This is a genomic window from Pseudoalteromonas sp. Of11M-6 (genome assembly GCF_022347905.1).
GTDB lineage: Bacteria > Pseudomonadota > Gammaproteobacteria > Enterobacterales > Alteromonadaceae > Pseudoalteromonas.
In genome coordinates this window covers 19,295-43,117 of the sequence record NZ_JAKRFW010000015.1, presented here as the reverse complement: position 1 = coordinate 43,117, position 23,823 = coordinate 19,295, and the positions used below count along the sequence as shown (strand labels likewise).

General features: G+C 42.0%; 22 protein-coding genes and 1 pseudogene. 3 read left to right on the top strand and 20 right to left on the bottom strand.

The features are described 5' to 3' along the window. Positions 1-22 precede the first annotated feature (22 nt). The 15 genes from tssG to tssJ all read right to left on the bottom strand — a co-directional run bounded on the left by tssG (position 23) and on the right by tssJ (position 16,396). Positions 23-985 carry a type VI secretion system baseplate subunit TssG gene (gene tssG / locus MHN32_RS10140; RefSeq protein WP_239421643.1) on the bottom strand — a complete coding sequence of 321 codons (963 nt, stop codon included), beginning with the start codon at positions 983-985 and terminating at the stop codon, positions 23-25. A 3-nt stretch (positions 986-988) separates the two neighbouring features. Further along, on the bottom strand, positions 989-2,713 hold the full coding sequence (gene tssF, locus MHN32_RS10135; RefSeq protein WP_010604822.1) for a type VI secretion system baseplate subunit TssF: 1,725 nt from the start codon (positions 2,711-2,713) through the stop codon (positions 989-991). Further along, positions 2,713-3,114 (bottom strand): type VI secretion system baseplate subunit TssE, encoded by a 402-nt coding sequence (tssE, locus tag MHN32_RS10130; RefSeq protein WP_010604823.1) that lies wholly within the window; start codon positions 3,112-3,114, stop codon positions 2,713-2,715. Before tssE ends, tssF begins: the two co-directional genes overlap by 1 nt. 78 nt (positions 3,115-3,192) lie before the next feature. Further along, positions 3,193-3,678: an Hcp family type VI secretion system effector gene (locus tag MHN32_RS10125; RefSeq protein ID WP_010377064.1), complete on the bottom strand. Its 486-nt coding sequence runs from the start codon at positions 3,676-3,678 to the stop codon at positions 3,193-3,195. Positions 3,679-3,843: 165 nt separating this feature from the next. Further along, positions 3,844-4,350, bottom strand: coding sequence for a hypothetical protein (locus tag MHN32_RS10120; protein WP_239421642.1), 507 nt, complete (start codon positions 4,348-4,350; stop codon positions 3,844-3,846). Positions 4,351-4,535: 185 nt separating this feature from the next. Then, positions 4,536-4,931 (bottom strand): hypothetical protein, encoded by a 396-nt coding sequence (locus MHN32_RS10115; protein ID WP_239421641.1) that lies wholly within the window; start codon positions 4,929-4,931, stop codon positions 4,536-4,538. Positions 4,932-4,942: 11 nt separating this feature from the next. Further along, the gene (locus MHN32_RS10110) at positions 4,943-5,257 is read right to left on the bottom strand and encodes a hypothetical protein (RefSeq protein WP_211859817.1); all 315 of its coding nucleotides are present in this window, start codon (positions 5,255-5,257) and stop codon (positions 4,943-4,945) included. 218 nt (positions 5,258-5,475) lie between these two features. Then, the gene (gene tssC / locus MHN32_RS10105) at positions 5,476-7,002 is read right to left on the bottom strand and encodes a type VI secretion system contractile sheath large subunit (protein WP_010604826.1); all 1,527 of its coding nucleotides are present in this window, start codon (positions 7,000-7,002) and stop codon (positions 5,476-5,478) included. 11 nt (positions 7,003-7,013) lie between these two features. Continuing rightward, complete coding sequence (gene tssB / locus MHN32_RS10100; protein ID WP_010604827.1) at positions 7,014-7,532, bottom strand: type VI secretion system contractile sheath small subunit; 519 nt, start codon at positions 7,530-7,532, stop codon at positions 7,014-7,016. Positions 7,533-7,590: 58 nt separating this feature from the next. Further along, entirely contained in the window at positions 7,591-9,174 is a 1,584-nt protein-coding gene (locus tag MHN32_RS10095; RefSeq protein ID WP_235368113.1) for a TssA family type VI secretion system protein, read from the bottom strand. Continuing rightward, positions 9,171-10,163, bottom strand: coding sequence for a type VI secretion system-associated protein TagF (gene tagF, locus MHN32_RS10090; RefSeq protein ID WP_235368114.1), 993 nt, complete (start codon positions 10,161-10,163; stop codon positions 9,171-9,173). The genes MHN32_RS10095 and tagF overlap by 4 nt, the downstream gene beginning before the upstream one ends. 7 nt (positions 10,164-10,170) lie before the next feature. After that, the gene (gene tssM, locus MHN32_RS10085; RefSeq protein WP_239421640.1) at positions 10,171-13,881 is read right to left on the bottom strand and encodes a type VI secretion system membrane subunit TssM; all 3,711 of its coding nucleotides are present in this window, start codon (positions 13,879-13,881) and stop codon (positions 10,171-10,173) included. Between the two features lie 4 nt (positions 13,882-13,885). Next, positions 13,886-14,608, bottom strand: a complete 723-nt coding sequence (gene icmH, locus MHN32_RS10080) for a type IVB secretion system protein IcmH/DotU (protein WP_010604831.1) — start codon at positions 14,606-14,608, stop codon at positions 13,886-13,888. Between the two features lie 16 nt (positions 14,609-14,624). After that, a complete protein-coding gene (gene tssK / locus MHN32_RS10075) occupies positions 14,625-15,965 on the bottom strand; it encodes a type VI secretion system baseplate subunit TssK (RefSeq protein WP_235368116.1) in 1,341 nt (446 codons plus the stop codon). Further along, positions 15,965-16,396, bottom strand: a complete 432-nt coding sequence (gene tssJ / locus MHN32_RS10070; RefSeq protein ID WP_010377046.1) for a type VI secretion system lipoprotein TssJ — start codon at positions 16,394-16,396, stop codon at positions 15,965-15,967. The genes tssK and tssJ overlap by 1 nt, the downstream gene beginning before the upstream one ends. 1,174 nt (positions 16,397-17,570) lie before the next feature. Here tssJ and MHN32_RS10065 point away from each other — a divergent pair. The 3 genes and pseudogenes from MHN32_RS10065 (at position 17,571) to MHN32_RS10055 (ending at position 19,512) form a co-directional block, all read left to right on the top strand. Then, positions 17,571-18,597 (top strand): annotated as a pseudogene (locus MHN32_RS10065) (IS3 family transposase). Between the two features lie 264 nt (positions 18,598-18,861). Beyond that, positions 18,862-19,149 (top strand): hypothetical protein, encoded by a 288-nt coding sequence (locus MHN32_RS10060; protein WP_010604837.1) that lies wholly within the window; start codon positions 18,862-18,864, stop codon positions 19,147-19,149. A gap of 42 nt (positions 19,150-19,191) precedes the next feature. Further along, a complete protein-coding gene (locus MHN32_RS10055) occupies positions 19,192-19,512 on the top strand; it encodes a hypothetical protein (RefSeq protein ID WP_010604838.1) in 321 nt (106 codons plus the stop codon). Between the two features lie 74 nt (positions 19,513-19,586). On the opposite strand, the gene pyrF is transcribed toward MHN32_RS10055, so the two are convergent. The 5 genes from pyrF to rpsA form a co-directional block, all read right to left on the bottom strand. Next, positions 19,587-20,297 (bottom strand): orotidine-5'-phosphate decarboxylase, encoded by a 711-nt coding sequence (pyrF, locus tag MHN32_RS10050; protein WP_010604839.1) that lies wholly within the window; start codon positions 20,295-20,297, stop codon positions 19,587-19,589. Positions 20,298-20,325: 28 nt separating this feature from the next. After that, the gene (locus MHN32_RS10045; RefSeq protein ID WP_010604840.1) at positions 20,326-21,462 is read right to left on the bottom strand and encodes a lipopolysaccharide assembly protein LapB; all 1,137 of its coding nucleotides are present in this window, start codon (positions 21,460-21,462) and stop codon (positions 20,326-20,328) included. A gap of 2 nt (positions 21,463-21,464) precedes the next feature. Further along, the gene (locus MHN32_RS10040; RefSeq protein ID WP_010377035.1) at positions 21,465-21,728 is read right to left on the bottom strand and encodes a LapA family protein; all 264 of its coding nucleotides are present in this window, start codon (positions 21,726-21,728) and stop codon (positions 21,465-21,467) included. Between the two features lie 17 nt (positions 21,729-21,745). Further along, positions 21,746-22,036: an integration host factor subunit beta gene (gene ihfB, locus MHN32_RS10035; protein ID WP_010377033.1), complete on the bottom strand. Its 291-nt coding sequence runs from the start codon at positions 22,034-22,036 to the stop codon at positions 21,746-21,748. A gap of 61 nt (positions 22,037-22,097) precedes the next feature. Further along, entirely contained in the window at positions 22,098-23,765 is a 1,668-nt protein-coding gene (gene rpsA, locus MHN32_RS10030) for a 30S ribosomal protein S1 (RefSeq protein ID WP_010604841.1), read from the bottom strand. Positions 23,766-23,823 lie beyond the last annotated feature (58 nt).

The window sequence follows — 23,823 nt, the reverse complement described above, 5'->3', positions numbered from 1 at the left end:
ATCCTTGCTATTCCCGTTCGCATTAAAACTGTGATTGTGAATATATTTTCTTCTCTACGCGTGCGTTAACTTTACCTATCGCACAACTTACCCCAAGCTTGCCAGCCCCTAACCGAGTGCCCTCGCGCGCTTGGCGATTGATCTGCACTAACAGTTGCCAATTCATTTTGGTTGAGGTGTGCCAATTTAATAATTGTGATAAACGTTTAGCCTTTACACCACCTGGCTCATATAGCTGCGCCTCAGCCTCGTCCATTGGACCAAGCTCAATGCAAATACGATTGCCGGTGACCAATACACGTTTACCCAATACGCCATTACCACCCAACGAAAAGCCGCTTTGTTTTGACCCTAACTTACCCGCTTCGGTAATTCCTTCCCACTCAACGATATTATCTTTAATCGTTAAGCTTTCGTCTTGTAGCGCTTGCTTTAATACTTGCTCAAGCCCAGCTGCGCTGGTTTGTTTGGCACTAATTAGGTTTAATTTGCTCTTATCTGACTGGTTATTTTCAAATACTGCAGCAACTATTTGATCAAATTGCTGCGCACCTATGCCCGCAAGGTTTATCTGAGATTTCTTCCAACTTTGAAATAACTGGCAATACAGCACATGATTAAAGAGATCTAAAAATGCACGTGTTCTTGCACCTATCTCCTCGTCTCCTACGGCTTGCTCTAACAAGTAGTGCGGCATCGCAGCATCAACGCCATACAAACCGAGGAATGAAGTTTCGAGCCTCAGCTTGCCTCGTTGCCTTACTTGTAATTCGCAGCGTCTAACATCCGATGCTGGAAATCCAAGTTCTTTATACGGTGCAATTTCAACGCGATGACTATGGCCACTTTGTAACTCGTTATTGCTAGCCCAGTGCTGTTCAATAAGCGTTAGCGCCTTGTACAAGCTAAAACGCCAAGGTGTGGCCATCAATTTAGCTATCGGCTCTGGCAATTTTGCCCAAATGGGTTGGTTTTGCTGCTCCATCAATTACACCTGATAACTGTCGCCTGCCGTCACATCCCATTCCCACTCGTGGTAACTTGGCAGCAGCGTCACTCGGGTTTTTAAACATTCGTTAATTGGCGCATATAATTTAAAGAACTGATGCAACACATCACAAAAATGATACGCATCAGCCGTACAAACAAAGCTCTTTTCGTTTAGGGTTAAATGGATCTCTATCCCTTTAACGAACACGCCCTTTTGTAGCAATGAGATAGGTTTAGATTCAGCGCCTTGGATACTCTCAATACGGTTTCGATTTTCAGAGCGCTCCGACCAATCAAACAGTGCCAATAGCTTTTTCAGCTGGGTTGGCTCCGCAAGCTGAGAAAAACGCATGTTCAACAAGCTAATGAGCTGCCAATGTAAAGCCAAATCAGGAGAATTAAGCAACTTGCTCGGTCTTACGACATTTTTAACACTAAGTACCGACGGCACATCAGCGCTTTGTGCATTGATATCGCCTTCTTGCAGTGTTTGCCTTGGCCACGCCGCGTTATGTGCCAACAGATCCGTCGATAAAGTGGTAATATCACCTACTTCTTGCATTGAAAGCTGAATGTAAGTCTGTGGCGATACCCCGCCAATGTCGCGGCTTATCAGTGAATACAAATGGGCGTTATCTTCATATACCGTGCTATACCGAGAAACAAAGTCGATGGCTTCCCCGGTGCTACTGCTTGCGCCTTGTACCGACTTCACGCTATAACAAAAACTCTCTCCAAGCTTATTTTGCACTGGATGTAGTTGGTATTCGGTTTGGTTTTCACTGACTCGGATAGGCTCGGCATCTACCGGGTAGATATTTACCGCAGGTACACAATTAAGCAGGATATTATCCGCATTTACTTTGTTACCGGGTGGTAATTTAATATCACTGGCTATTTTGATGCTGATGGTATTAGTATCTGGATCAATATTTAGTGTATTCAGTCCCGTTAGTTCAACAAAATAGAACTTTTCACGAGAGTTAAAGTAATCAAGCAGCAACGCATAAGCGGGATGACTCTGTTCGCTGTTCGGCAGCATTCCGGTGCTGTCTTTATGAAAAGCGGCATCTATTTTTGATTTGCTCAAGGTATATTGCGTCGTACTACCAAGCTTTCCTGTCTCAACCCCTATCGCTGCGTTTGGATTCTTCATCATTTGATAAAGGCTGGCACAAAGCGGCGTGTCACCACGTAAATACACCCGCAATTTAGAGAGATCGTAATCATCTAAACTGCCTTGGCCTAACCGCTTGAGGTGCAAGTTTAACGTCGCACCAGTGTGGATCTCATGATAGTCCACAGAGTAGATCTCAAACGGCAGCACTTTCGTTTCTGCGGTGGTAGTAAAGTGACAAGCCACAGGCGCGTTGTCACTTTTATGGGAAGATATTTTCGCGCCTTTTGGCACACTCACCAGTCCTTGCATGGTGAGTTTTGGCGCAAACTCTAGCACCGTCGTAGACGGATAGTAGTTTAATAATATTGGGCAAATCTGTCTGAGTACCTGCTCAGACACTTCAGGTAGCGTTTCGTCCAATCGCTTTTGCGTAAATGCTGTTAAGTAAGCGACTCCTTCGAGCAAGCGCTCAACATGAGGATCTCTATCCTTTAATGCGTCAATATTTAAAAAGCCGGCGTGTTCGGGATACTGCTGAGCAAATTGTTTACCTGCTTGTGTTAACAGCCTCATTTGCGCATCAAAATATTGCTGCATATCCATTAGTCTGCTCCTCCTGCATTGACGTTTGCTTTACCACCTGATGCAAACTTAGTATTCAATCTGATTATCTCGCCGGTTTTTAATTGCGCTCTTATCTCAAATCGAATCACACAGTTTTCCTCTTTTATGTCGATGGGCCGAACGATGAGGTTGGTAATTCTTGGTTCGTACTTTTCTATGGTTCTTTTTACTTCATTGGCAAGTGTTTGCTGTGAATAAGGTAGCCCTTCATATAAATCTTCCACATCCGGTAAACCATAATCGCTTAAGTGCTCAAGCACTCCCCTACGCGCATTCAACAGTTGCGTTAGGTGTTTACATACGCTGTCGCTTAGATGCGATAAATTGTTATCGCTATAGGCTTGGCGTGATGGTTGAGCTAGCAAATCAAATAAGGCCATAGAAAAATACGCTCTCTATTCATTGCGCGAACTAGTGTAAGCTTGAAAAGGAGGCCAATAGGCCTCCAACACTCGAAATTAACGACCTTCAGTCCATGAGTCAGAGAACTCAATGTTACCGTCTAGGTACGTCCAAGTGATGCGCTTGTAACGCATGTGCACTGTTTCAAGGTGAGGATAACGCTCTTTATCCAAATCTTTAACGTTGTGCATTGTTGGCGTGATTGAAGTGATTTTCACGTCTTCAAGCGTATGGCGGAAGTACTCACGCTCAGTACCGGTGTCATCAATACGGTACCATTTAAGCTCAAGTTGCTTTAATGTTTGACCGTTTGAACACGCTTTGTACATGTACGGAGTAGCAGCATCCACAGCTTTTGTGATAACAAAAGGCTCGTGCTTACGAGTACCTGTTAGCTCGCCCGTGTCGTTATCAGTTGGGATACGCAATTCGTGATCGAAATGCAAAATCTCAATTGAACCTTCACGCTCAGCTACAGTTACTGAACCTTTAACGTCGTTACCTTGGTCGTCCTTTAACCACATATACGCTGGAATTGCCATTTTTAATTTCTCCTTTTAAGATAAGATGTTTCCTAATTATTAAAGGCATTGATCAAACGCATGTTTTTCACGTTTGATCCCCAAACAAAGCGCCACGCTTTATGCCAATTTGGGAACATGTCCCAAGTTGGTGGCAGCCAACTTGGGGCAATCTTTCACTACATGTTATAAGTCACCACATAATTCCATCACTAACGTCGCCGCATCAAATGGCGTTTTTAGTATGTCCAGCTGCAAAAAGTGCTGCTGAACTGCTTCGGGTAACTGTTTAAATTCGAATTCAGCTCTAAGCTCTTCATTCCATCTAAGCGTCACAAAACTGTCTACCGTGATCACTTCATCCTTTGGCGCCGTCTGATTGTAGTGCTCAACTGCTTTTAAAAAATTTACATCATGGTCTTGCATACAATCATTAAGCGCCACGTAATGCAGGTAATTTACTGCCTCTACGACTAATTCTATCTCTAGTTTGTCTGTCTCTAGCTCGCTTGGGCGAACGCGTGGAGTATGCTCAAAACACGTTTCCATCGCCGCGGTATGAGAGATAGCAGCTTCTTGTAATTTCTTTTTTGCAAAAAAGAGCTCTGGTGTCATCTCCTGGCTATATGACAAGTTAGTCACCAAGACTGTACTTAGTACCATCAACCAGTTACAAACTTTTCGTTTAAACATGACAATCCTTTGCCTCATCGCTTCTTGCCTAAAGCTACCTTCTCAGCCTTAGATAGGTTTATTCACTTATATTGGCGGTCTTTATCTATCGCTAGGTTGTTGACTAACGAGCTCAAGGCGCACGTCACTTCCACCGTTTAACGCATGCACTAAAGTGCATCATGGAAGTGTAAATCGTTTTAGCTTTATTCAGCTTTACTAAGATTTCCTACAAAGTTTCCGTACTTAAATACAGGAAAGGAAAATAAAATTAAAAGCCAGATTATATTTCCAAAGAACAACATTTCAGACGAGGTATAACCGCCCAAATAAAACTCATTTAGTAAGCTGTAAATATTTAAAAACCACCATAGCCAAGCTATAAAAAACCATACTTTTCGACTTAGAACACGCACTTGTAAAATCAGAAAAAGGTTTGCTGCCAAAATTAAACTATCAGCAACAAAAAGAACTCCCCCAATAAATGTAGCTCTGAGCTCTGAAAGAGCTGAAGCTTGATTTTCGTATATTGAAAGCAGTGTCACAGATAGTTGCACCAAAAATATAACTTTCCAAATGATATGGTCTGCTTTTATGTTCATAAATACACCATTTAATACCAGTATCCATACGAAAGCTGATTCGGGTCTGCTGGTAACTGCTTCCAACCATCAGGTTTATCAACATAACGCCGCTTGAAGTTTCTTCTTTTTGCGCCAAAAGGTGCAAGATCAGCTAGTAACTCTAAAGCTCCTATTGCTACTTCTGAATCCCGACCATGAGTTTTTATAGCATCCTTAACTAAAGGCAGCATTTTAAGATAAGCTTCATTTGCATCTTTGCCATTTTTATAAAATTGCCTATAAACAAGCTCCAGAACAGCATAGGCCCTTCCTAAATGACCTGCTTTTTTTATCAAATTTGCCATAAAATATTCCTTTAAACTTTCACCGATATAAAAATGATTAAAAGCATTTTTAAGTTGTCACAAATCCCCATGATACAACTAACTAAACAACGTGTTTTTACCTTTATATTTACAAGGCACATTGTAAAGCTATTTTGTTTTTTTAATTTAAATGTAAATTTTAATAATGGGCAGCATTCACTGCCCTATATACGCTTCATTGGTTCTTCAGGTGGCCTTCATTTTTCACCAGGCATTTGCCCAACGAGTGCGAGGCGTACGTCGATACCTTCCACTTGGAAATGTGGAACCACATACGTATTCACACGGTAATAACCAGGATTACCCGGGATCTCCGACACAGTCACGTTGGCATCTTTTAACGGGTGCGTAGCAATTAGAGACTCGTCTGGATTATTCATCTTAGTAACTAATGCACCTAACCAATCATTAAGTTGCTGTTCTAGCTCGTGACGAGGCTTGCTTGAACCGATATTTTCACGTTGGATCACCTTCATATAGTGTGCAATACGCGATACCAAATAGATGTAAGGTAATCTTGCATTGATCCGCGAGTTAGAGGTGGCTTCCGGCGTCTCAAAAATTTGTGGCTTTTGCGCACTGTTTGCAGAGAAAAAACACGCAAAGTCACTGTTTTTGTAATAGCTCAGAGGGATAAACCCTTGGTTTGCAAACTCAAGCTCTTTGGTTTCAGAAATAAGTACTTCCGTTGGGATCTTAGTTTCTTGACCGCGACCTGCCTCAAAAGAATGCAGAGGTAGATTTTCAACGCGACCACCAGATTGTGGACCACGAATATTTACCGCCCAACCATTTTGGTGGAAGCTACGGACGATATTTGCCGCGAACGCAAATGTCGCGTTACCCCATAGATAACGTTCGTGATGCTCACTGCTAACGTCTTCTTGATAGTTAAAATGGCGAATTGGGTTTAAGTCACCATATGGTAAACGCAGTAAGAAGCGTGGGAACGCTAAGCCAATATAACGTGCATCTTCTGATTCACGGAAGTTCTTCCAACGTAAAAACTCAGCACGCTCCATGTAAGAGCCCAAATCCTGAATTTTTGACACTTCTTCAAGCGAATCTTTTAAGAAGAACTTGGCACCAACACTACCCAAGAAAGGACAATGGGCTGCTGCAGAAACCCTTGAAATTTCTTGCAATAACGATATATCAGGCGCTGAACAATCAAATTCAAAGTTTGACACCATAGTCGAAATTGGCTCGCCCCCTGGCGTGTCATATTCAGCTGTATACACTTGCTTATAAAGCGCAGATTGCGTGGTATCTGGTGCTTCTTCAAAGTCATCACGTAGTGTTTCTTTATCAACATCAAGTAGCTCAAGCTTTACGTTTGAGTTATTTGGACAACGAGTTACCAAATAACGTAATGAACGCCACGCTGACTCTACTTTTTGAAACTGTGGATGATGTAAAATTTCATCCAGCTGTTCAGAAATAATTTTGTCGACTTTAGCGATGTAGTCATCAAGTAATAGCTTGTCGATACGCGACACTTCTTTGCTGTCATTAGTAGCCATGTCTAAAAAGACATTGATAGCAGCCGTTAAGCGCTCATTGGTGTCTGTTTCCGCAAGATTATTAGCATCACGGAAGTTATCAATGCTGATTTCGCTTGAAACCGGCTCAATAGACACAAGATTACAGATTGTTTCGTAAGCTGAAGCAGTCAAAGTCTCTTCTTTACGCGCTTCAACGTTTAACGTTTCTTGCATATTCATCGGTCGTGTCCTTACTCTTGCGGTTGTTTTTCTTGCTCAGATAAAAGCGGCGCCAGCTCATTAAGGCGTGCTTTTAACTCATCTAGCTCTGGTTTATTTTGTAAAATACGCTCCAGTTCTTTTCTCAGTGTTGAGTTATCAAGCAAGTTAGATTTTAGATCACGTAACAAGTTACGCATCGACATCATCTTGTTAAGCTCTGGTACTTGCGCTGCAACCTGCTCTGGGTCGAATGACTTAAAATCATCAAACGTCAGGTTGATACCAATATCACCGTCACCCGCAATCTTGTTCGATACTTGGAACTTTGCTTTTGGTGACATGTCTTTAAGCACTTGCTCTAAATTATTTTTGTTAATAGCAATGCGCTCACGCTCAGCGAGGTCACTGTCGTTTTGGCCGTTGGAATAGTCACCCACAACCAAAACTTTCATCGGTAGTTCGCTCTTTTGCGTTGCACCTTCGGTTTCCAGCTCAAGCGCTATATTAATCCGCGCTCTTGGGATCTCTTTTTGAAACGTATCAGACATAGTCTTTCCTTATTTAATCAGTCGTTGCGCCTGCCGTTACAAGCCCAGCGGTTAACAATCAAACCCAGTCAATCGCTGAGCTTACTTTGGTTACGAGCATCTGCTGCTTTATCGCGGTTGCTCGTAGGTCAAATTCATCTCCTTGCTCCGTAGATACTGCTTCATTGCATTGCTTAGCGTAACGCCAAGCCTCCAGAGCAAACGATTCGTGCCATAAATCCAGTCGATACTGTTCTATGTCTTTTAACAGCTGCTCAAACATCGGATAGGCAAGATCAGCGCGCTCACTACGCATCAATAAACGCGCTTGATATAATTTTTGCTTCGCAAAATCGAACTTGTCTTGGGCAAACCCTTCCATTAGCTGCAGTGCTTGCGCAAGCTTGTTTTGGTCAACAAGCGCCTGCGCTTCTTTAAATTTATCTAACCAAACCTTCTGATTATCGTCTGTGTTCGCACCGTCACCTTGGCTTAGTAATTTATGTTCGCCAATTCGTTCCCGATTTGCTGCTGAGCAAAACTCACTTCCGTCTTCATATTTAAGGCTGAGCAGCGTTGGGTATTGATCAGCGATTGCCGCTAACTCTAATTCTATCCACTGTGCTTCTTTAAATAACTTGAGCCCTTCAAGTGCAGCGATGGTTAGCCTTTGTAAATTCAGGTTAAAATGCATCGCCCCTTCCATGAATAAGGCTTCTGCCTTTTCTAACGCTTGGGCAAAGTTTTGTGCAGTTAAGGCGTTTTCAATAGGCACAAATGCCGCTTGCCTTGGGGCTGGTAAGCGCGTTTTCAACTCATTATCGTGTGGTGGTAATGCAAGCGCCCCCCACCTCACTGCACGTGCCAAGCGAATCGCTCGCATCCAATTTTGGCTTTCTTTGTCATACGCCAATAGTTTGCGAACTTGCTCTGTATAAGCCGAGTCTGAGTGCGGTGCTTCCACAGCAATAGCAAGTGTAGAAACTGGCTTTGAAGCAACAGCTGTAGGCTGTGAAGTCGCCGCTACAGAATGCTGTACTTGAGGCTGTTCAGCGGTTGCCACTTCAGGCTTTTCAACAGGCTCTTGTACCGTCGCAACAGTTTGTACAGGAACTGGTTGCGACACCAAACCTTGCTCACACCAGTGTTTTAAATCGGCAAGCGGCCCTGAGTCTGCATCAAGTATCGCCACCGAGTCTGTTGCATACTGTTCGAGTACACGCTTTAATTCTGGCCACTGCTCCGGCATTGTCGCGCTGTGCGCTGTAGCAACACCAAGTAAGCGCTGTTGTTGTTGTAAGAACCAAGTATGAACCGATGCTCTCGCACGTTCTTTCACAGGGTGGATCTGCGCCTGATACTGTTGCAAAAGCTGATTAAACAAATCTAACGAGTGGATCAAACCCTCTAGCCCAAACTCATTGGTAGCGGCCAACGCTAGATACGACGCAATGCGAATATCTTTGGTTTGTTTTTCTAACAGTTCTGATGCCAAAATAAAGTTGGCTTTGAAGTCTGGCTCGGCAACACCAGATGAAGAACCTTTTAGTAATTTAAATGACTCTTCGTATTTTAAATCGTCACCGCATGGCATACCGCCTAAAGGCGCCAATAAGTTTTCATGCCACTGCTGCCAGCTCTGATACTTATGTGGTTGACTCATAACTTACTCCAACTCCTTAACGCATCGAAAACACTCATATTTGATGCTTTTGCCAATTCATACATATGCGGTGTCACCGGATGTTGAGGCAAAGTCCCTGTTAGATTAATGGTCGTTGACAAGCTATTGTGCTCAAGCCAAACAGACGCAAAATACGAGGCTGGCATAGGTCTGCAATAGACCACCAGCGAAGCTTTCTGGCTCAATTGACCATAGTTGTAAAAACACCAAGGCTGCCAGTGATGATCGGCCACCATATTGGTAATTAGATGTAGCCAAAATGCACCTAACAGCTGAGTATCTTCACCCACTTGTGGCATCGGTAACTTCAACCCAAACTGACAACGCAAACAGCCTTGTGTTTTGATCATTTTGAGCGCAGACATCACTTGGCTTATTAATTGTGCTCGCTGGTCAAGATCTTCTAGTTCAAGTGCATCCCATACACGCTGTATCGGTGAAGCTCGTAATGAAGACATCGCCTTATCGAAATCAATCGGTTGCGAAACCAGCTCACTTACCTGCTTAAGCTCCTGCGCGCTATGACGCATTTGCTCGACACTACTGCAGTTTCTGATCAGCTCATGGCTTAAGCTTAATGATTTAAACGCACTACCACATTCACTAAATAAAAATGCAGGGTTTTGTTTGTAGTCCGCATTACTCGATAACACGAACGAACAAAATGGATATTGTCTTCCACTTTTATCTTCGCTTGGCTGTAATGTGCCTAATAAACAGTTTTCGTCTTGACCTGAGGCGATAAAGAATAGCGTTGACTGCTCTTTTTGAGAAGATACATCTTTTATCAACGCCTGTCGGCTCATGTCTGCATACCCTTCTTGAAGCCAGCGCTCAAGCGTAATCGCTTCTCTTGAATCAACGTTAAACTTAATGAAGTCTGCTTGGATTGGGTTCTTACCCATAAATCCAAATGGCTGAGTCGTTGGTACCTTGGCGACTTTCTTATTATTAAAAAAACCGAACATGCCTGTGTTACCTCAACGCCAAGTTTTCATTAGAGGCAACACTCACCTTGGTATCAAACAAAGACTCCGGCAGCGCAAATGACGTCATAAAATATTTACTGAATATGCCACTGTTTCTGCTCGACTTAAGTGCAACTTGAACTTGGATTGGCTCAACGCTTGCTTCCGCTTCTCGTTGTAATTGCCACGTTGCCAAAAACTCTGTACCACGGACCCACTGCACATTCGCTTCATTCAATACTTTTAGGAATGCCCAAGGTCCTGACTTTTCGATTTCGATTCTTCGGCCTTCACTATCTAAACCATATATCACTGCTTTTTCAGTTCCCGATCTTGCAGGCCAGTTAAAACGACGCCACTCTTCAGGTTCATTCCTATAACGGTAATTTTGGTCACTAAAACCGATATAAGTTTCTTTTAATCCTTTTTGCGCCACTGGCATCATTTGGAAGCTAATACCCACCTCAGAACCGTCTCGAGGAAATAGCGAACGCGTTACCTTTCTCGTCTTAGTTAACTTGTCTAGTACCCCGGGCTTAAAGCCAATGCCAATACCATTCCATGTTTTCTCTACCCACTCACCACGCTTTAAACGAAGGTAAGGAGATAGGTTCTCAGCCATAAATTGCCAAAAAACACCTGACTCTTGGTTCAGCAGTTCGCTAATATCTTCAACCGCTGCATCTGGCCCGTCGATATTAAACGGATATTTACCACGGATATTTTCTTTGTATGTTAAGAATACTTGATTAGACCAGCGCTCATTAAGCTGCACTTTTGCTTCGTTCATTACTGTCTGCACACTAGCTAAAAGTGGTGCTTTTAGTAGTTTTTCAAGTGCTTGCTTAGTATCTGGGTCAAGCGCTCTGACTTGGCTTTCTACGACCACCCAAGCACTTTGCAGCGCATGGTTTTTGCTATCACCGTTTAACAGCGTTTGAGTAAAAGACATGGCCATATAGTCGTCATTGTTACTCGCAGCAATCGTTTTGATGTCTGAATGAAATGCACTCAAAGCACCGAGATATTGCTCTAAGTAATCAGAGCGTGCGTTCTCTTCTCCTTTTGCGGTATAGCGACGAAGATCGGCAAAACGGCTCGACAGTTCAGGGACACGCTTTCTCGCAGCGGTTTCTATCTTTGCACCTTTAACCTTTCTATTTTTAGACTTTGCTAGTAACGCATTTGCTTGCTCAGTTAATTTTTCTGTTTCCACCATTTTGTTTGGCGAATCAATTAGGTTCACGTTGTTGTCGATTGAAGCCATTAAATCAACCAATGGACCTTCAGGTGATGACAACTGAGCGAGCGTTAAACTTGCTGCATTGCTAGTATTAAATGGACTTATCTCTACTGAATTTAAGAACTCAAACCACACATTGGCATAGTCTCTGAAGTACAGCGCACGGATAGATTTAACCAAAGCGTTTGCTTTTGCTTCATCAACAGAACCTTGGCTTTCTGCGTTGTCTGTGCCCATCACCCAGTCGCCAGAGAATGCTTTGCTCGCAATGACCTTAATGGCGTCGTATACTTCATTTTCCCAAGCTTCTTTGGTGTAAACGTATGGAATACTGATCTTGGACTGCAAAAAGGTCTTGTTGTTTTGCTGCATCATTTGATCAAGCGTTAGTGCGGCTTTCGATACCGTTACTTTTGCTTTGATCTGCTCATATAACGCAGTCGGTTCTGGCGCACTCATTAAGTCTGAACGAGCCTGACTCACTAAGAAATCATTACTTTGCCAAATCGCAAGCTGCTGCGGTGCAGGCTCAACCGCTAATTGGGCTAAATAAAAATCAATCAGTCCTGACAGTTGTTCTGTTAATACTTGCGTGTCTTCGTTTAGCGTTAGCTCTAAGCGGTCCGCCGTGTAATCTAATAGCTCAGACTTAGCATAGTCTTTGTTTAAACGCTCAAACTCATTACTCATCATGAGTTGCAGCTTAAGTGCTTGATAGTACTTATCACGTAGCTTTGGCTCGATACGTTTAGCAACCTGCTCTTCTGTACTTAGCAGTGCAATCCAGTTTTGATGGCTTTCAAACAGCGCTTGTTGCACAAGCTCCGAACTTGGTTCACCAATGAGCGATTGTACACGCTGACGTAATACCTGTTCTATTGGCTTTATGGTGTTGTCAGCACTGTAAACACCAAGTAAGAAATACCAAGGCAGCTTTTTCTCATAGCCTATTAGCTCTTGATAGTGTGCAAAAAGAGACAAGGTAGAGTTAAATTGCTCGGCCAACGGCTGGTTTTCAACTCGTGTATTAACAACAGCAGTCGTTAGTTTATCACTGGTTGTTAAAAGCTGCTGATTGTGGGTATAAGAGTTAACCAACAAGCCCGCTAGAGCAAATACCGACGTCACACATAAGCATACAGCAAAGCCTTTTAGCCATTTTTGTACGCGGCGCTTTTTCCGGTTACCCCGAGTGAGGTCTTGCAATTTAAACAACACATCTTTGAATACTTGGTTGATAAAAAATGCGGAGGTAATGCTTTCTTGGCGATACTCAAACAATACTGATCTAAACGTAGATAGTTTACTCGTTGCGCTACGCTCGATAGGCGTACCTTCTTGTGTACCAGAGGTAAAATACACACCAGCAAACCACGGTACTTCTTGGTATGGATTTTCTTTAAATAATGTGTCAATAAACTCTTCGACTTTAGCTGACGCCGCTTTAAACTGATTAGGAAAATCATAAATCAATTGTTTCCGTTGAGCGTTACGCTCACGCGTCATTTTAACTAGGCGCTGATCACACAGTCGCTCATACAGGCCAGTAAGGTGCTTTGAAAAGTTTTCGCTCGCCACTTCACCGGTATTGGTGCCATCTTCTTCAAGTAAATACGCGCCCCAGGGTTGCTTACGCTCATCTTCACTTAGTTCATTAAAGAAAGGCTCAAAGCCGCTGATCAAATCACACTTGGTAAATACCACATATACTGGAAAGATAAGTCCAAGTTGATTGATTAACTCATCAATACGAGCGCGGATCTGTTTAACGTGGTCACGGATCTGTTCGCTGTCTGAAGTCAAGATATCAGCAACGCTAATAGCAACCATCACTCCATTGATTGGTTGTTTAGAACGGTATTTACGTAACAGCTTTAAGAATGACAACCATTGATCGTTATCTGATTCTTCAGTGGTATAACGACCTGCGGTATCAATCAAAACGGCTTGATCTGAAAACCACCAGTCACAATTACGCGTACCACCAAAACCTTGGATATGCAGTTGATTAGATTTTGAATAAGGGAAATGCAGTCCTGAATTTGCAAATAATGTGCTCTTACCCGCAGCCGACGGACCAATGATCATATACCAAGGCAAGGCATACAGCGCAGCGTTACCACGATACCCAGCCCCCAAATGAGAAGCTTTTAATGCAGACAGCGCTTCTTCCATTTTGGCTTTGATTTCTTCAACTTCGGCTTCTGTTCCCGCATGATTGTTGGCAATTTCTTTCGCTAACTTGTCACCAGAGCGCTTCACCCATAACCATCGAACTAATAAAGTAAGACAAAACAGACCAAATACAGCACCCATCACCATTAAACGATGATTTTGATCTTCAAGACCAATAAACCGGCCTGCAAACCAAATTAGCGTCAAAATTGCGAATATGCCGACCCAATGAGCCGTCGCACGAGATGACAAAAATCCTAAGACTAGGTGCACTAGTCCACTACGATTCACTCCTGACATGATGTTACCTCGCTTTCCCTGTTTTCTCTAACTGCGTTAGTACTTCAATATGCTTATCAATTTGCACGACTTGCTGGTTCGCGCGATTCTCAATGAAATACGTTGAACCAACATACATACTGGCAAGTAAGGCGAGCGTTACTGACAAAATAACCCAGTACGGTAGATTTCTTCCCACCTTAGTAACCATACTTTCTTGTGGTTTTGCATTATCAGAAAGCTGTAATTTTGCAGGTCCAGCAAGCTCTTCTAATTGCGCTCTAACATCCAACATCAACGCTTTGAGTTGCTCGACCCCTTTTATCTTATAGATCCCTTCGAAACCCAGTTGTAAACAAACAAAATAGACTTCTAGTAATGTACGTTGCTGCGCCGCTGCACGGCGGATATTTTCAAGCTTTTCAAAAAAAGCTTCTCCCCCACGCATATTGCCAAATAATTCTAATTGTAAAGGTCGCGCCATCCATTCCATACTATACGGCTTCTGTGCCGTCATGATTTGCTCATCAACCAAAGCAGTTAGTGCAAATTTGGCTTCTTGCATGTCTGACGCACTGATCCGTGCGTCATAACAGCTCTTTTCATATTCATCAAAAGCATCCATGACTTTACTGCGTAGACCGTCAACTCCTTGATGATCAGACCCGCCCTGGCGAATTGAAGTAAGCACTTCAAGCACCGGTGAAATGCAGGCGACTAGTTCAGATTTATTTTTCGACGCTTCCATGACCTTTACCTACTAACTATTTACTCGCCACTGAAACCACTTCAAGTTTCACGCCTTGAAGGCTAAATGGCACAAAGATTCTTAACGCTAGTTCCTGTACAACTTGTTCCCAAGCAGCGCCATGTGGCTCCACTTTAAAATACTCATACCCACCTTTAACTGACACTCTATTCGGTGGGCGCTGGCAATGCGTTAGCTTCACACCGCCAAGTGCTGAAGCAATTAAGATTTCCAACTGACTTGGCGCAGCCAGCTTAACCTGTTCTGCGAACAACTCGATCCATTGCGTAGATTCGTTTTCATAGAAAGCCGCAATGTACAACTCGCCTCGAGTCAAGGTACTGCTTTCTATGTCTTTAACCTCAAAAATAGACTGGGAGATTGCGCTGAGTACTAAATCAGACGAGCGTGCTGCGCTTATCGAACCAATAAGAGTGTGAATATGAGATTCGATTAAACCAAAGCTGCGCGTTAAGTCTTGATGGTCATAAACAGGTAACTCAAACTTAGTCGCTTCGGGTTCGAAATTTATCAGTTGGCAAACCAGCTTATTTAGCGCCATAAACAGTGCATCAGGACTAGTTTTAGCTGTAGTACTTAACTGCTTAATCTCAGGAAAAACAGAGCTAAATGTTTGTAATAGCAAAAAGTGTTTGAGTTCTGTTGGACCAAAATCTTCCACAATCCCCATACCTGCGCGGTTTGTAAACATCGCGGTGTACTTAGCTTCAACCATGTTGACTAGTTTATTTACACGCTCGGCTAAATAGCCATGGGCTTTGATGTTTAACAGTGGTGGAATATAGCTTGAATCAATTTCAAACTGCCCATGCTCACCACGTGTCACTTTTATACAAGGCAATTGCTCGATAAAACTGTTACTTGCGCTGAACTCAACCAGCATAAGTTTAGGCTTAGCAACCATCACTTCAGCTTTTCGGTTTGGATCATGTGCATCTTGAAGCTCAACAAAATCACAGTCATAAGCACTAAGTTGCCCTGTTTGGGGGTAACCTTGGATATTGCTTACCGAATGATTGTTCGCAAGCGCTACACTGATAATGTATTCGCTTTTGTTATCTTCAAGCTCAAACATAGGTGCTTCGTTATCAGCAAAAACATGATGTATATGACGACCACTTTTGAAGATTGCCGTAATACTTTGCAGTTTGACTACACCTTTGGCCAATGCTGATTCGTCAAATACAATGCGATCTAAACCATATGTATTGTCTCTAAGGCATTGCTGTACACCAGCTAGTTGCGATTGCAGATATTGATCGAACAGTTGTAAATGCTGCTGACTTAGCATTAAACCTTCAGCCCAAACTGGTTTGTATACGTTGTTGTGCTGCATTACTTATCCTCCTCAACTTCAGGTAGGCGAAGCGAGTTACTTGTAATTTCAATATCTAGAGAAGTAGATAAGGGCACCGGCCAATCATTTAAGTCATAAAATGCGCGCCAGTTACCGCCTGTTCTGTCTCTAAATAGAGCAACAAAAGCCACGTACTTTGCAGATTCAGCTTGTTCAAACTCAATTTTTATACGATCTGAGGGGTTTACGGTGCGTTCTTCCACCGTAACTAAGGTGTTAGCCAGAATTGATTTATCGGACTTCCAAAGCTGTTCAAATGTAGAATTTTTAAACGCTTGAATATCAGTAAGTTGATATACTTTTAATACCACAGGTAGTGGCTCGTTAAACTGGTTTAAATTTATGTTATCAGTAGCAGTTACATCTAACTTAACGTAAGTAGACATACAACCAGTCAAAAACAAAACCATTATAAATAAAGCATTCCTAGCCATATCCGCCTCAATTATAAGACATCCAAATTAGATTATTGGAAACAATTAATCTTTTTAATTTCCCGTACAATAGTGAAAATACATTTGATTTAACTATTTAACAAGAAATTACAGAGCACAAGTATGCAGTTTGTAACTGAATACTAAGTTAACATTCAGAAATCTTCTTAAAAAATATTTAACCAATTGTTTTTGTGGTGATTTTTGTTTTTATTCGGCATTCAGGTAGGAAGTCACGAGACTTAATGAGCAATTCAGTTTGCATTAAGCTTTCTTACAACTTGTTGAGATAGACACTTCCCTGAAAACAAAAACCACACTAAACATCTGGACTTTTGATGTACATTCTCGAACGGCGCATAAGATACACAAACGCTTTTTACAGATCAACCTTAATATCAAACTAATATTATCAACCACCAAAAACACACTTGCACTCCACTAAAACCATGTAATAACCTCCATTATTATATTAAATTAATTTAATAACAGATAATTACACATAAAAACCATATTTACACCACATTAACCAAGCTTTATGGATTGTTGTGAGAGTTTTCAAATCAACCAAGGCTAAATATCATGCACACAAAGGTGGTCATTCACGACACAATCCAAAGTACTAAGGTCATTAGTTCTGAACTAACCACTTGTATAAATGAAAGTTTTGTTTTCCATAGTACTTTAGAACCAGGTTCCGATATTCATGACAAACTTTCGACTGGGAATGATGTAACTTTTGAAACAATCAAGCCAGATCAAATAATCACTTTTTCCACGGATACCTCTTTTTTAAATTCGTGCAAGGATGACTTCAGAGCGTACCTATTCTTATAAATTAACCTTAAAGCCAAGGATAGAACCACTTAAACAAACAGAAAAAAGCCAAGCTTTTGTAAAAATCAATGTACAATCTTTGAACAACCCTCTTATTTTAATAGCCGGCTATTTACAAAACCGTATAAAGTGGCGAGTCACTAAAGATCTACCCACGCTATCACAGTGTGTACAGCACTAGAAAACGACTCACTGATCTGATCCAAAACTTTTGGACACCTCATTAAGTGAGTAAACTAACTCGTAGAGGTGAAAAATAACGCCCCCAAAGAAAACCAGAAAAACTTATTCAGCCGAATTTAAATAAGAAGCCTTGAAGCTGGCGACCAAAATTGGAATTGCGCAGGCTGCACGAGACCTCACTGTTTATGAATCTCGGATCTATGCTTGGCGTAATGTCGCGAGCGCAGAGAGTGCCAAGTTAAGACGCCAGTTGGCTGAGCAAGCTAAGGAATTAGAAATCTTAAAAAAGGCGGCCACCTACTTCGCAAAAAACCAAAAGTAACTCGATTGGAGTTTATGAAAGACAACTGCGGGTCATTCTCAATACACAGGATGGCCTATATATTGTCCGTGTCGCCAAGTGGGTATTATTTATGGCTAAAATCGTGCCAGCAGCTGAGTAAGCGCAAGCAAGCCCGCGATACAAAAATTAAAGATGAGTTGAGCGGGACAGTGCTCGACGCATTCCAGCTGAGCTTGAAGAGCAAGGTGAGAAGTATGATATTAAAACCATTATGTGCAGCATGGAGCGCTAAGGGCTTGTAGCCAAAGCGGCCCGCAAGTTTAAAGCTACAAAGTACAGTAAACATTCATGGCCTGTTGCACCGAATTTGCTTGAGCAAGACTTTATCACTGATGGGCCAAATCAAAAATGGGCTGGCGACATCACCTATGTAATAACGAGCGAAGGTTGGCTCTATTTAATTTAGCTTTCATCACCGATTTATATTCACGGTCAGTAGTTAGTTGGTCGATGAGTAAGCGCATCACATCAATCTTGGTGTGATGCTCTAAAAATGGCGCTTTGGCGACGCGACAAGCCCAAGGAGTTATTGTTCACAGTGACCGTGGCAGCCAGTATTGCTCTCATGCTTATCGGAATATGATTGAGCAGTACGGATTAACTCATAGCATGAGCCGCAAAGGTAACTGCTGGGAGCGTCAACGCTTGTGTTGAGAGCCTCTTCCATTCACTGAAAGTTGAGGCGGTTCAATACGAACTAATTATGGATCGTTAAGCGATGTTTCAGCAAATACTTGAGTACCTAGAAATTGATTACAACAAAAAGAGAAGGCATAGTGTCATTGGCTATCTAAGCCCTGAAAGATTTGAATAACTGAAAGTAGCTTAATGAAGTGTCCTGTTTTACTGGATCAGATCATTTTTTTAGTTATGAGTTTAACGTTGCAGAGACAGACCAAATACTGAGGAAGAGCTAGGTACCACAGCCGTTTTCATATATGTGGCGAAAGATCTTACTGAACTTATCGCAAGCAAAATTAAGAGATTAAGAATCTGTTCTTACGGAAACATTCAGCGTTTCTTGAAAGCGACAGAAAATAAATAAAATAATTTACACATCAATTAATAAGAAAATACAATGATCACGATGGAACAATATTTTATTGGCTTTTTAGTTTCTTTGATCAGTTTTATCGTTGCTGTATCGATTAGCAAACAGGGACATAAGCTAGTTCAACCTTGGATAAAAGCCATCGTGTTACTAACATCAGTACTTTCGTTTTTTATCTGTATGTCTATACTATCAAACCTATTCTCAAATGCGGTTATGATAAGTAAAGCCGCGGATCAGGCGATCATATTTATACTATTCGGTTTTGGGATCTACAAATTTATAGCACATACTAAAGCCAAAAGTCGCCAGTAAAATCAGATCAACATTTATCGCTGAACATAACAAGGAGTTGGAATGCGTGAAGAAAACCGACAAGTCCCACAACAATTGGGTCAATATCTGTATCAACAAATTAAAGAGCCGTGGAGCGAAGCGCGACTCGTATTGGACTATCATGACGACAATATGCCGAGGTGTTCCGCTTTCTACTATGACACCAGCACTCCCAAACAAGCACATGTCATACCTGTAAGTGATGAAATTTCCGTCCTTTTTCTAAGCTTGTTCGAAAATGCGACAGCAAATCAAGAAGAGAACTGGCAAAAGGCTATTTTCTCAGTACAGCGCAGTGGTCAATTTAGTTTGAACTTTGAAACTACGGAAAATGAAGATTAAGTTAAAATCTAACGCTTCGATTAAACTGGTCTCGTAAATTGAAAGAGGCCAACAATAATGTTGGCCTCTCATGTTTAAAGCGAAGCAATACTTTGGTTAATTGCTTCCAGAGCTCCTGCTGGATTGTCAGCTTTAGTGATCGGACGCCCTATCACTAGATAATCACTACCCGCTTTCACTGCTTTTTCAGGGGTCATAATACGTTTTTGATCGCCAGCATCAGCACCTGCTGGTCGGATACCTGGTGTCACAAGCTTAAATTCCTCACCGAGTTGAGCTTTTAAAAGTTCGGCTTCTTGCGCAGAACAAACCACGCCATCTAGACCTGATTCTTTCGCTAATTTTGCAAGATATAGCACTTGCTCTTGAGGTGTCTTTTCAATTCCAAGCTTTAGTAGCTGACCTTGATCCATACTAGTTAATACGGTCACAGCAATAAGTAGCGGCGCTTTATCACCGTAAGCTGCCAACGCTTCTTTTGCTTTTGACATCATTTCATGGCCGCCGCTGGCGTGAACATTTACCATCCACACGCCAAGTTCAGCCGCAGCAGTTACCGCTTTTGCAACTGTGTTTGGAATATCGTGAAATTTTAGATCTAAAAATACATCAAAATTCATATCTACCAGTTTTTTTACAAACTGAGGGCCAAAATAGGTAAACATCTCTTTACCTACTTTCAATCGGCATTCGTCAGGTGAAAGCTGAGAAACAAATGATAATGCAGCTTCTTCATTATCATAATCAAGCGCAATCAAAACCTTTTTTAAATCTTGTGTCGACATAGTTACCCTATTTGGCCAAATTAAAAACCTAAAAACCGTCTAACCCACGGCTCGGAGCAAGTGACTCCCAATGTTTGCAGGAGGGACATAACCAGTACATTGTATGACTTGTAAACCCACAATGACCACATTGATAATTCGGCTTAGTTGCAATATAAGACTTTACCAACTTATCTATTTCTTGTAGTACGTGATCTATTTTAGCATCTTTGCCACTAATGAGTTGCAGCAAATAACTAAAGCCCCTAATTGATGGTTCACGCTTTAAACTATCAGTTAGAAACTCTATCGCCTCAGAAATATGACCTTTTTGGACTAATCCTTGGCAGAACTTAATTCTGATCAGCACTCCTCCTTTTTCTAATAGCTCGGAGACTAACTCAAAGAATTGCTCATGAATATTTAATTTAACATAACAAGATTCTAGGTCTTCTATTACTAGTGGCGCCATAAATACAAATTGGCTCACGAGCTTTCGCCAATAATATATACACTTCACGTAATCATCGTGTTTGTATGCATCTTTGCCCATTTCATACAAGGGTCTTACTGTTTCATGCGCGAGCGCTGTCGCTTTTTCGAATAAGCTTGGATTCTTTTCTTGATTTGCAGCTTCACAATAGAAGTTTGCAATAGTCGCGCAATGAGACGACTTTTTAAAAAGCTCAGGATGCGCTTCATACATATGAACGCCTTTTCGCCAATCTCTAGTTTGAGAGTATAGGTTTAAAATTGGATCGAGTGCATCCTTAAACCCAAGCTTTACAAGAATGACTAAGTGTTCTTCAGCGCTATCCAATAGACCGGCTAAGACGTAATCTTGAGCAAGCTCTAGACGACAGGACTTCACCACTTCTTCGTCTAGATTAGGTTGTTTAAGTAGTAGCTCATGAATTTTTATCGCTCTATCTAACTCTCCCCGCTTTCTAAAGAGCGATGCGAGTGTTAAATAATGGTCGACGGAGTCTGCTGAGACTTCAAGTAATTTGGTGAGGTGTTCAAGACCCTGATCTTCTTCCCTATCTAGTAGGAATTTTAGGCCTTTACTGTATTCAGAGGTAATTTGTCTACTTTGCTCTAGGGCTTGATTCTTAGCACTATTTTTACCCATAACATAACCGTAAGCGGCAGCTACAGGTAGTAATAAAAACAGTAGCTCGATCATAACTAGCGTTCGGCTGCTTGACTAAGCTTACTATTACTTTTTTTTAGGCGATGATTTTGCCATTTAAGCTTAGATAAAACCGACGCTGTTACAAGTAAACCAATAATTATCCCAAGAGCTAAGCAAATACTCATTAAGGTTGCGAGTGGTAACTCTGCACTTGCAATTACAAAATTGACATTAACAACTTGTGGATTTTGTGTTCCAACTAAAAATGCAATCAGTATGGCAACAACAGCTAATCCCTTTTTCAATACTGCAACCAAGTTTAGCTCCGTTAGACTTAATTATTTAAGCTTTCGTTTACTCTATCGCGCAGCTCTTTGCCTGGCTTAAAGTGTGGTACGTATTTACCATCCAATTCTACTGTCTCGCCCGTTTTAGGATTACGACCAGTGCGAGGGGAACGGAAGTGAAGCGAGAAACTACCAAAGCCACGGATTTCGATACGTTCCGAGTCTGATAATGAGCCAGCCATTTGTTCAAGGATTTCTTTTACCGCATTCTCTACATCTTTAACAGGAACGTGAGCGTGCTGCAGTGCAAGTTGTTCTATCAATTCAGACTTTGTCATAATGTTTCCTTTAGTGTAAAAGGAAGGGCTGAGCGCCCTTCCTAGTTTAAAGACTGATTAATTAGTCTTTTTGAGCATTTTTGAAAGCTGCAGCCATTGCGTTTTCGAACGCAGGCTCATCTTTCTTAAGCTTCTCTAGTACTTCTTTTTCTTCAGCTTCGTAGATAGCTTTAACTGATAGGCTGATAGTACGGTTCTTACGATCAACACCTACAAATTTAGCTTCGATTTCGTCGCCTTCAGAAACAGCAGCAGTCGCATCTTCAACACGCTCTTGCGCGATGTCAGCTACACGGATGTAACCTTCAACGCCTTCGATTAGCTCAACAGTTGCGCCTTTAGCATCAACTTCAGTCACTTTACCTTTAACAATAGCACCTTTTTTGTTGGCGTCTAGGTAGTTAGTGAATGGATCAGCGTCGATTTGCTTAACGCCTAGAGAGATACGCTCACGCTCTGGGTCAACTTGTAGAACGATAGCTGTGATTTCGTCACCTTTCTTGTACTCACGTACAGCTTCTTCACCTGGAGTGTTCCAAGAGATGTCAGATAGGTGTACAAGACCATCGATACCGCCGTCAAGACCGATAAAGATACCGAAGTCAGTGATAGACTTGATCTTACCAGAAACTTGGTCGCCTTTGTTGTTAAGACGAGCAAATTCTTGCCAAGGGTTAGCTTTACACTGCTTAAGACCTAGAGAAATACGACGACGCTCTTCGTCGATTTCAAGAACCATAACTTCAACAGTATCACCTAGTGAAACTACTTTTGAAGGGTGGATGTTCTTGTTAGTCCAATCCATTTCTGAAACGTGTACTAGACCTTCAACGCCTTCTTCGATTTCAACGAAACAGCCGTAGTCAGTTAGGTTAGTTACACGACCAGTAAGCTTAGCACCTTCTGGGTAACGACCAGCGATAGCAGCCCATGGATCTTCGCCAAGTTGCTTAAGACCTAGAGAAACACGAGTCTTCTCTTTGTCGAACTTAAGTACTTTAACGTTGATTTCGTCACCTACGTTCACGATCTCTGAAGGGTGCTTAACACGCTTCCAAGCCATGTCAGTGATGTGTAGAAGACCGTCAACACCACCTAAGTCTACGAATGCACCGTAGTCAGTAAGGTTCTTAACGATACCCTTAACTTCTTGGCCTTCAACAAGGTTTTGAAGCAGCTCTTCACGCTCTTGTGAGTTCTCAGACTCGATAACAGCACGACGTGAAACAACAACGTTGTTGCGCTTCTGGTCTAGCTTGATTACTTTGAACTCTAACTCTTTACCTTCAAGGTGAGCTGTGTCGCGAACTGGACGTACATCAACAAGTGAACCAGGTAGGAATGCACGGATTGAATCAACTTCAACTGTGAAACCGCCTTTAACTTTACCGTTGATAACACCAGTAACAGTCTCTTGCTCTTCACAAGCTTTCTCAAGACGGATCCAAGCTTCGTGACGCTTAGCTTTTTCACGAGAAAGGATAGTCTCACCGAAACCGTCTTCGATTGCATCTAGTGCAACGTCTACTTCGTCGCCTACTGCAACTTCTAGTTCACCAGCAGCATTTTTGAATTGCTCTGCAGGGATTGCACTTTCAGACTTAAGGCCAGCATCAACAAGAACAACATTGTTCTCAATAGCGATTACTGTACCTTTAACGATTGAGCCTTGCTCAACTTCAAAACCCTGTAGGCTTTCTTCAAATAACTGCGCAAAATTTTCTGACATACTAAATACGTCTCTATAAAGTTAAATTACCAATTAGCAACCATGCTGCATGGGGTTA

Bases quoted from the DNA above. Each gene is read 5' to 3' on its own strand.
- tssG (WP_239421643.1), bottom strand. From the start codon at position 985: ATGGAGCAGCAAAACCAACCCATTTGGGCAAAATTGCCAGAGCCGATA.
- tssF (WP_010604822.1), bottom strand. From the start codon at position 2,713: ATGGATATGCAGCAATATTTTGATGCGCAAATGAGGCTGTTAACACAA.
- tssE (WP_010604823.1), bottom strand. From the start codon at position 3,114: ATGGCCTTATTTGATTTGCTAGCTCAACCATCACGCCAAGCCTATAGC.
- MHN32_RS10125 (WP_010377064.1), bottom strand. From the start codon at position 3,678: ATGGCAATTCCAGCGTATATGTGGTTAAAGGACGACCAAGGTAACGAC.
- MHN32_RS10120 (WP_239421642.1), bottom strand. From the start codon at position 4,350: ATGTTTAAACGAAAAGTTTGTAACTGGTTGATGGTACTAAGTACAGTC.
- MHN32_RS10115 (WP_239421641.1), bottom strand. From the start codon at position 4,931: ATGAACATAAAAGCAGACCATATCATTTGGAAAGTTATATTTTTGGTG.
- MHN32_RS10110 (WP_211859817.1), bottom strand. From the start codon at position 5,257: ATGGCAAATTTGATAAAAAAAGCAGGTCATTTAGGAAGGGCCTATGCT.
- tssC (WP_010604826.1), bottom strand. From the start codon at position 7,002: ATGAATATGCAAGAAACGTTAAACGTTGAAGCGCGTAAAGAAGAGACT.
- tssB (WP_010604827.1), bottom strand. From the start codon at position 7,532: ATGTCTGATACGTTTCAAAAAGAGATCCCAAGAGCGCGGATTAATATA.
- MHN32_RS10095 (WP_235368113.1), bottom strand. From the start codon at position 9,174: ATGAGTCAACCACATAAGTATCAGAGCTGGCAGCAGTGGCATGAAAAC.
- tagF (WP_235368114.1), bottom strand. From the start codon at position 10,163: ATGTTCGGTTTTTTTAATAATAAGAAAGTCGCCAAGGTACCAACGACT.
- tssM (WP_239421640.1), bottom strand. From the start codon at position 13,881: ATGTCAGGAGTGAATCGTAGTGGACTAGTGCACCTAGTCTTAGGATTT.
- icmH (WP_010604831.1), bottom strand. From the start codon at position 14,608: ATGGAAGCGTCGAAAAATAAATCTGAACTAGTCGCCTGCATTTCACCG.
- tssK (WP_235368116.1), bottom strand. From the start codon at position 15,965: ATGCAGCACAACAACGTATACAAACCAGTTTGGGCTGAAGGTTTAATG.
- tssJ (WP_010377046.1), bottom strand. From the start codon at position 16,396: ATGGTTTTGTTTTTGACTGGTTGTATGTCTACTTACGTTAAGTTAGAT.
- MHN32_RS10060 (WP_010604837.1), top strand. From the start codon at position 18,862: ATGATCACGATGGAACAATATTTTATTGGCTTTTTAGTTTCTTTGATC.
- MHN32_RS10055 (WP_010604838.1), top strand. From the start codon at position 19,192: ATGCGTGAAGAAAACCGACAAGTCCCACAACAATTGGGTCAATATCTG.
- pyrF (WP_010604839.1), bottom strand. From the start codon at position 20,297: ATGTCGACACAAGATTTAAAAAAGGTTTTGATTGCGCTTGATTATGAT.
- MHN32_RS10045 (WP_010604840.1), bottom strand. From the start codon at position 21,462: ATGATCGAGCTACTGTTTTTATTACTACCTGTAGCTGCCGCTTACGGT.
- ihfB (WP_010377033.1), bottom strand. From the start codon at position 22,036: ATGACAAAGTCTGAATTGATAGAACAACTTGCACTGCAGCACGCTCAC.
- rpsA (WP_010604841.1), bottom strand. From the start codon at position 23,765: ATGTCAGAAAATTTTGCGCAGTTATTTGAAGAAAGCCTACAGGGTTTT.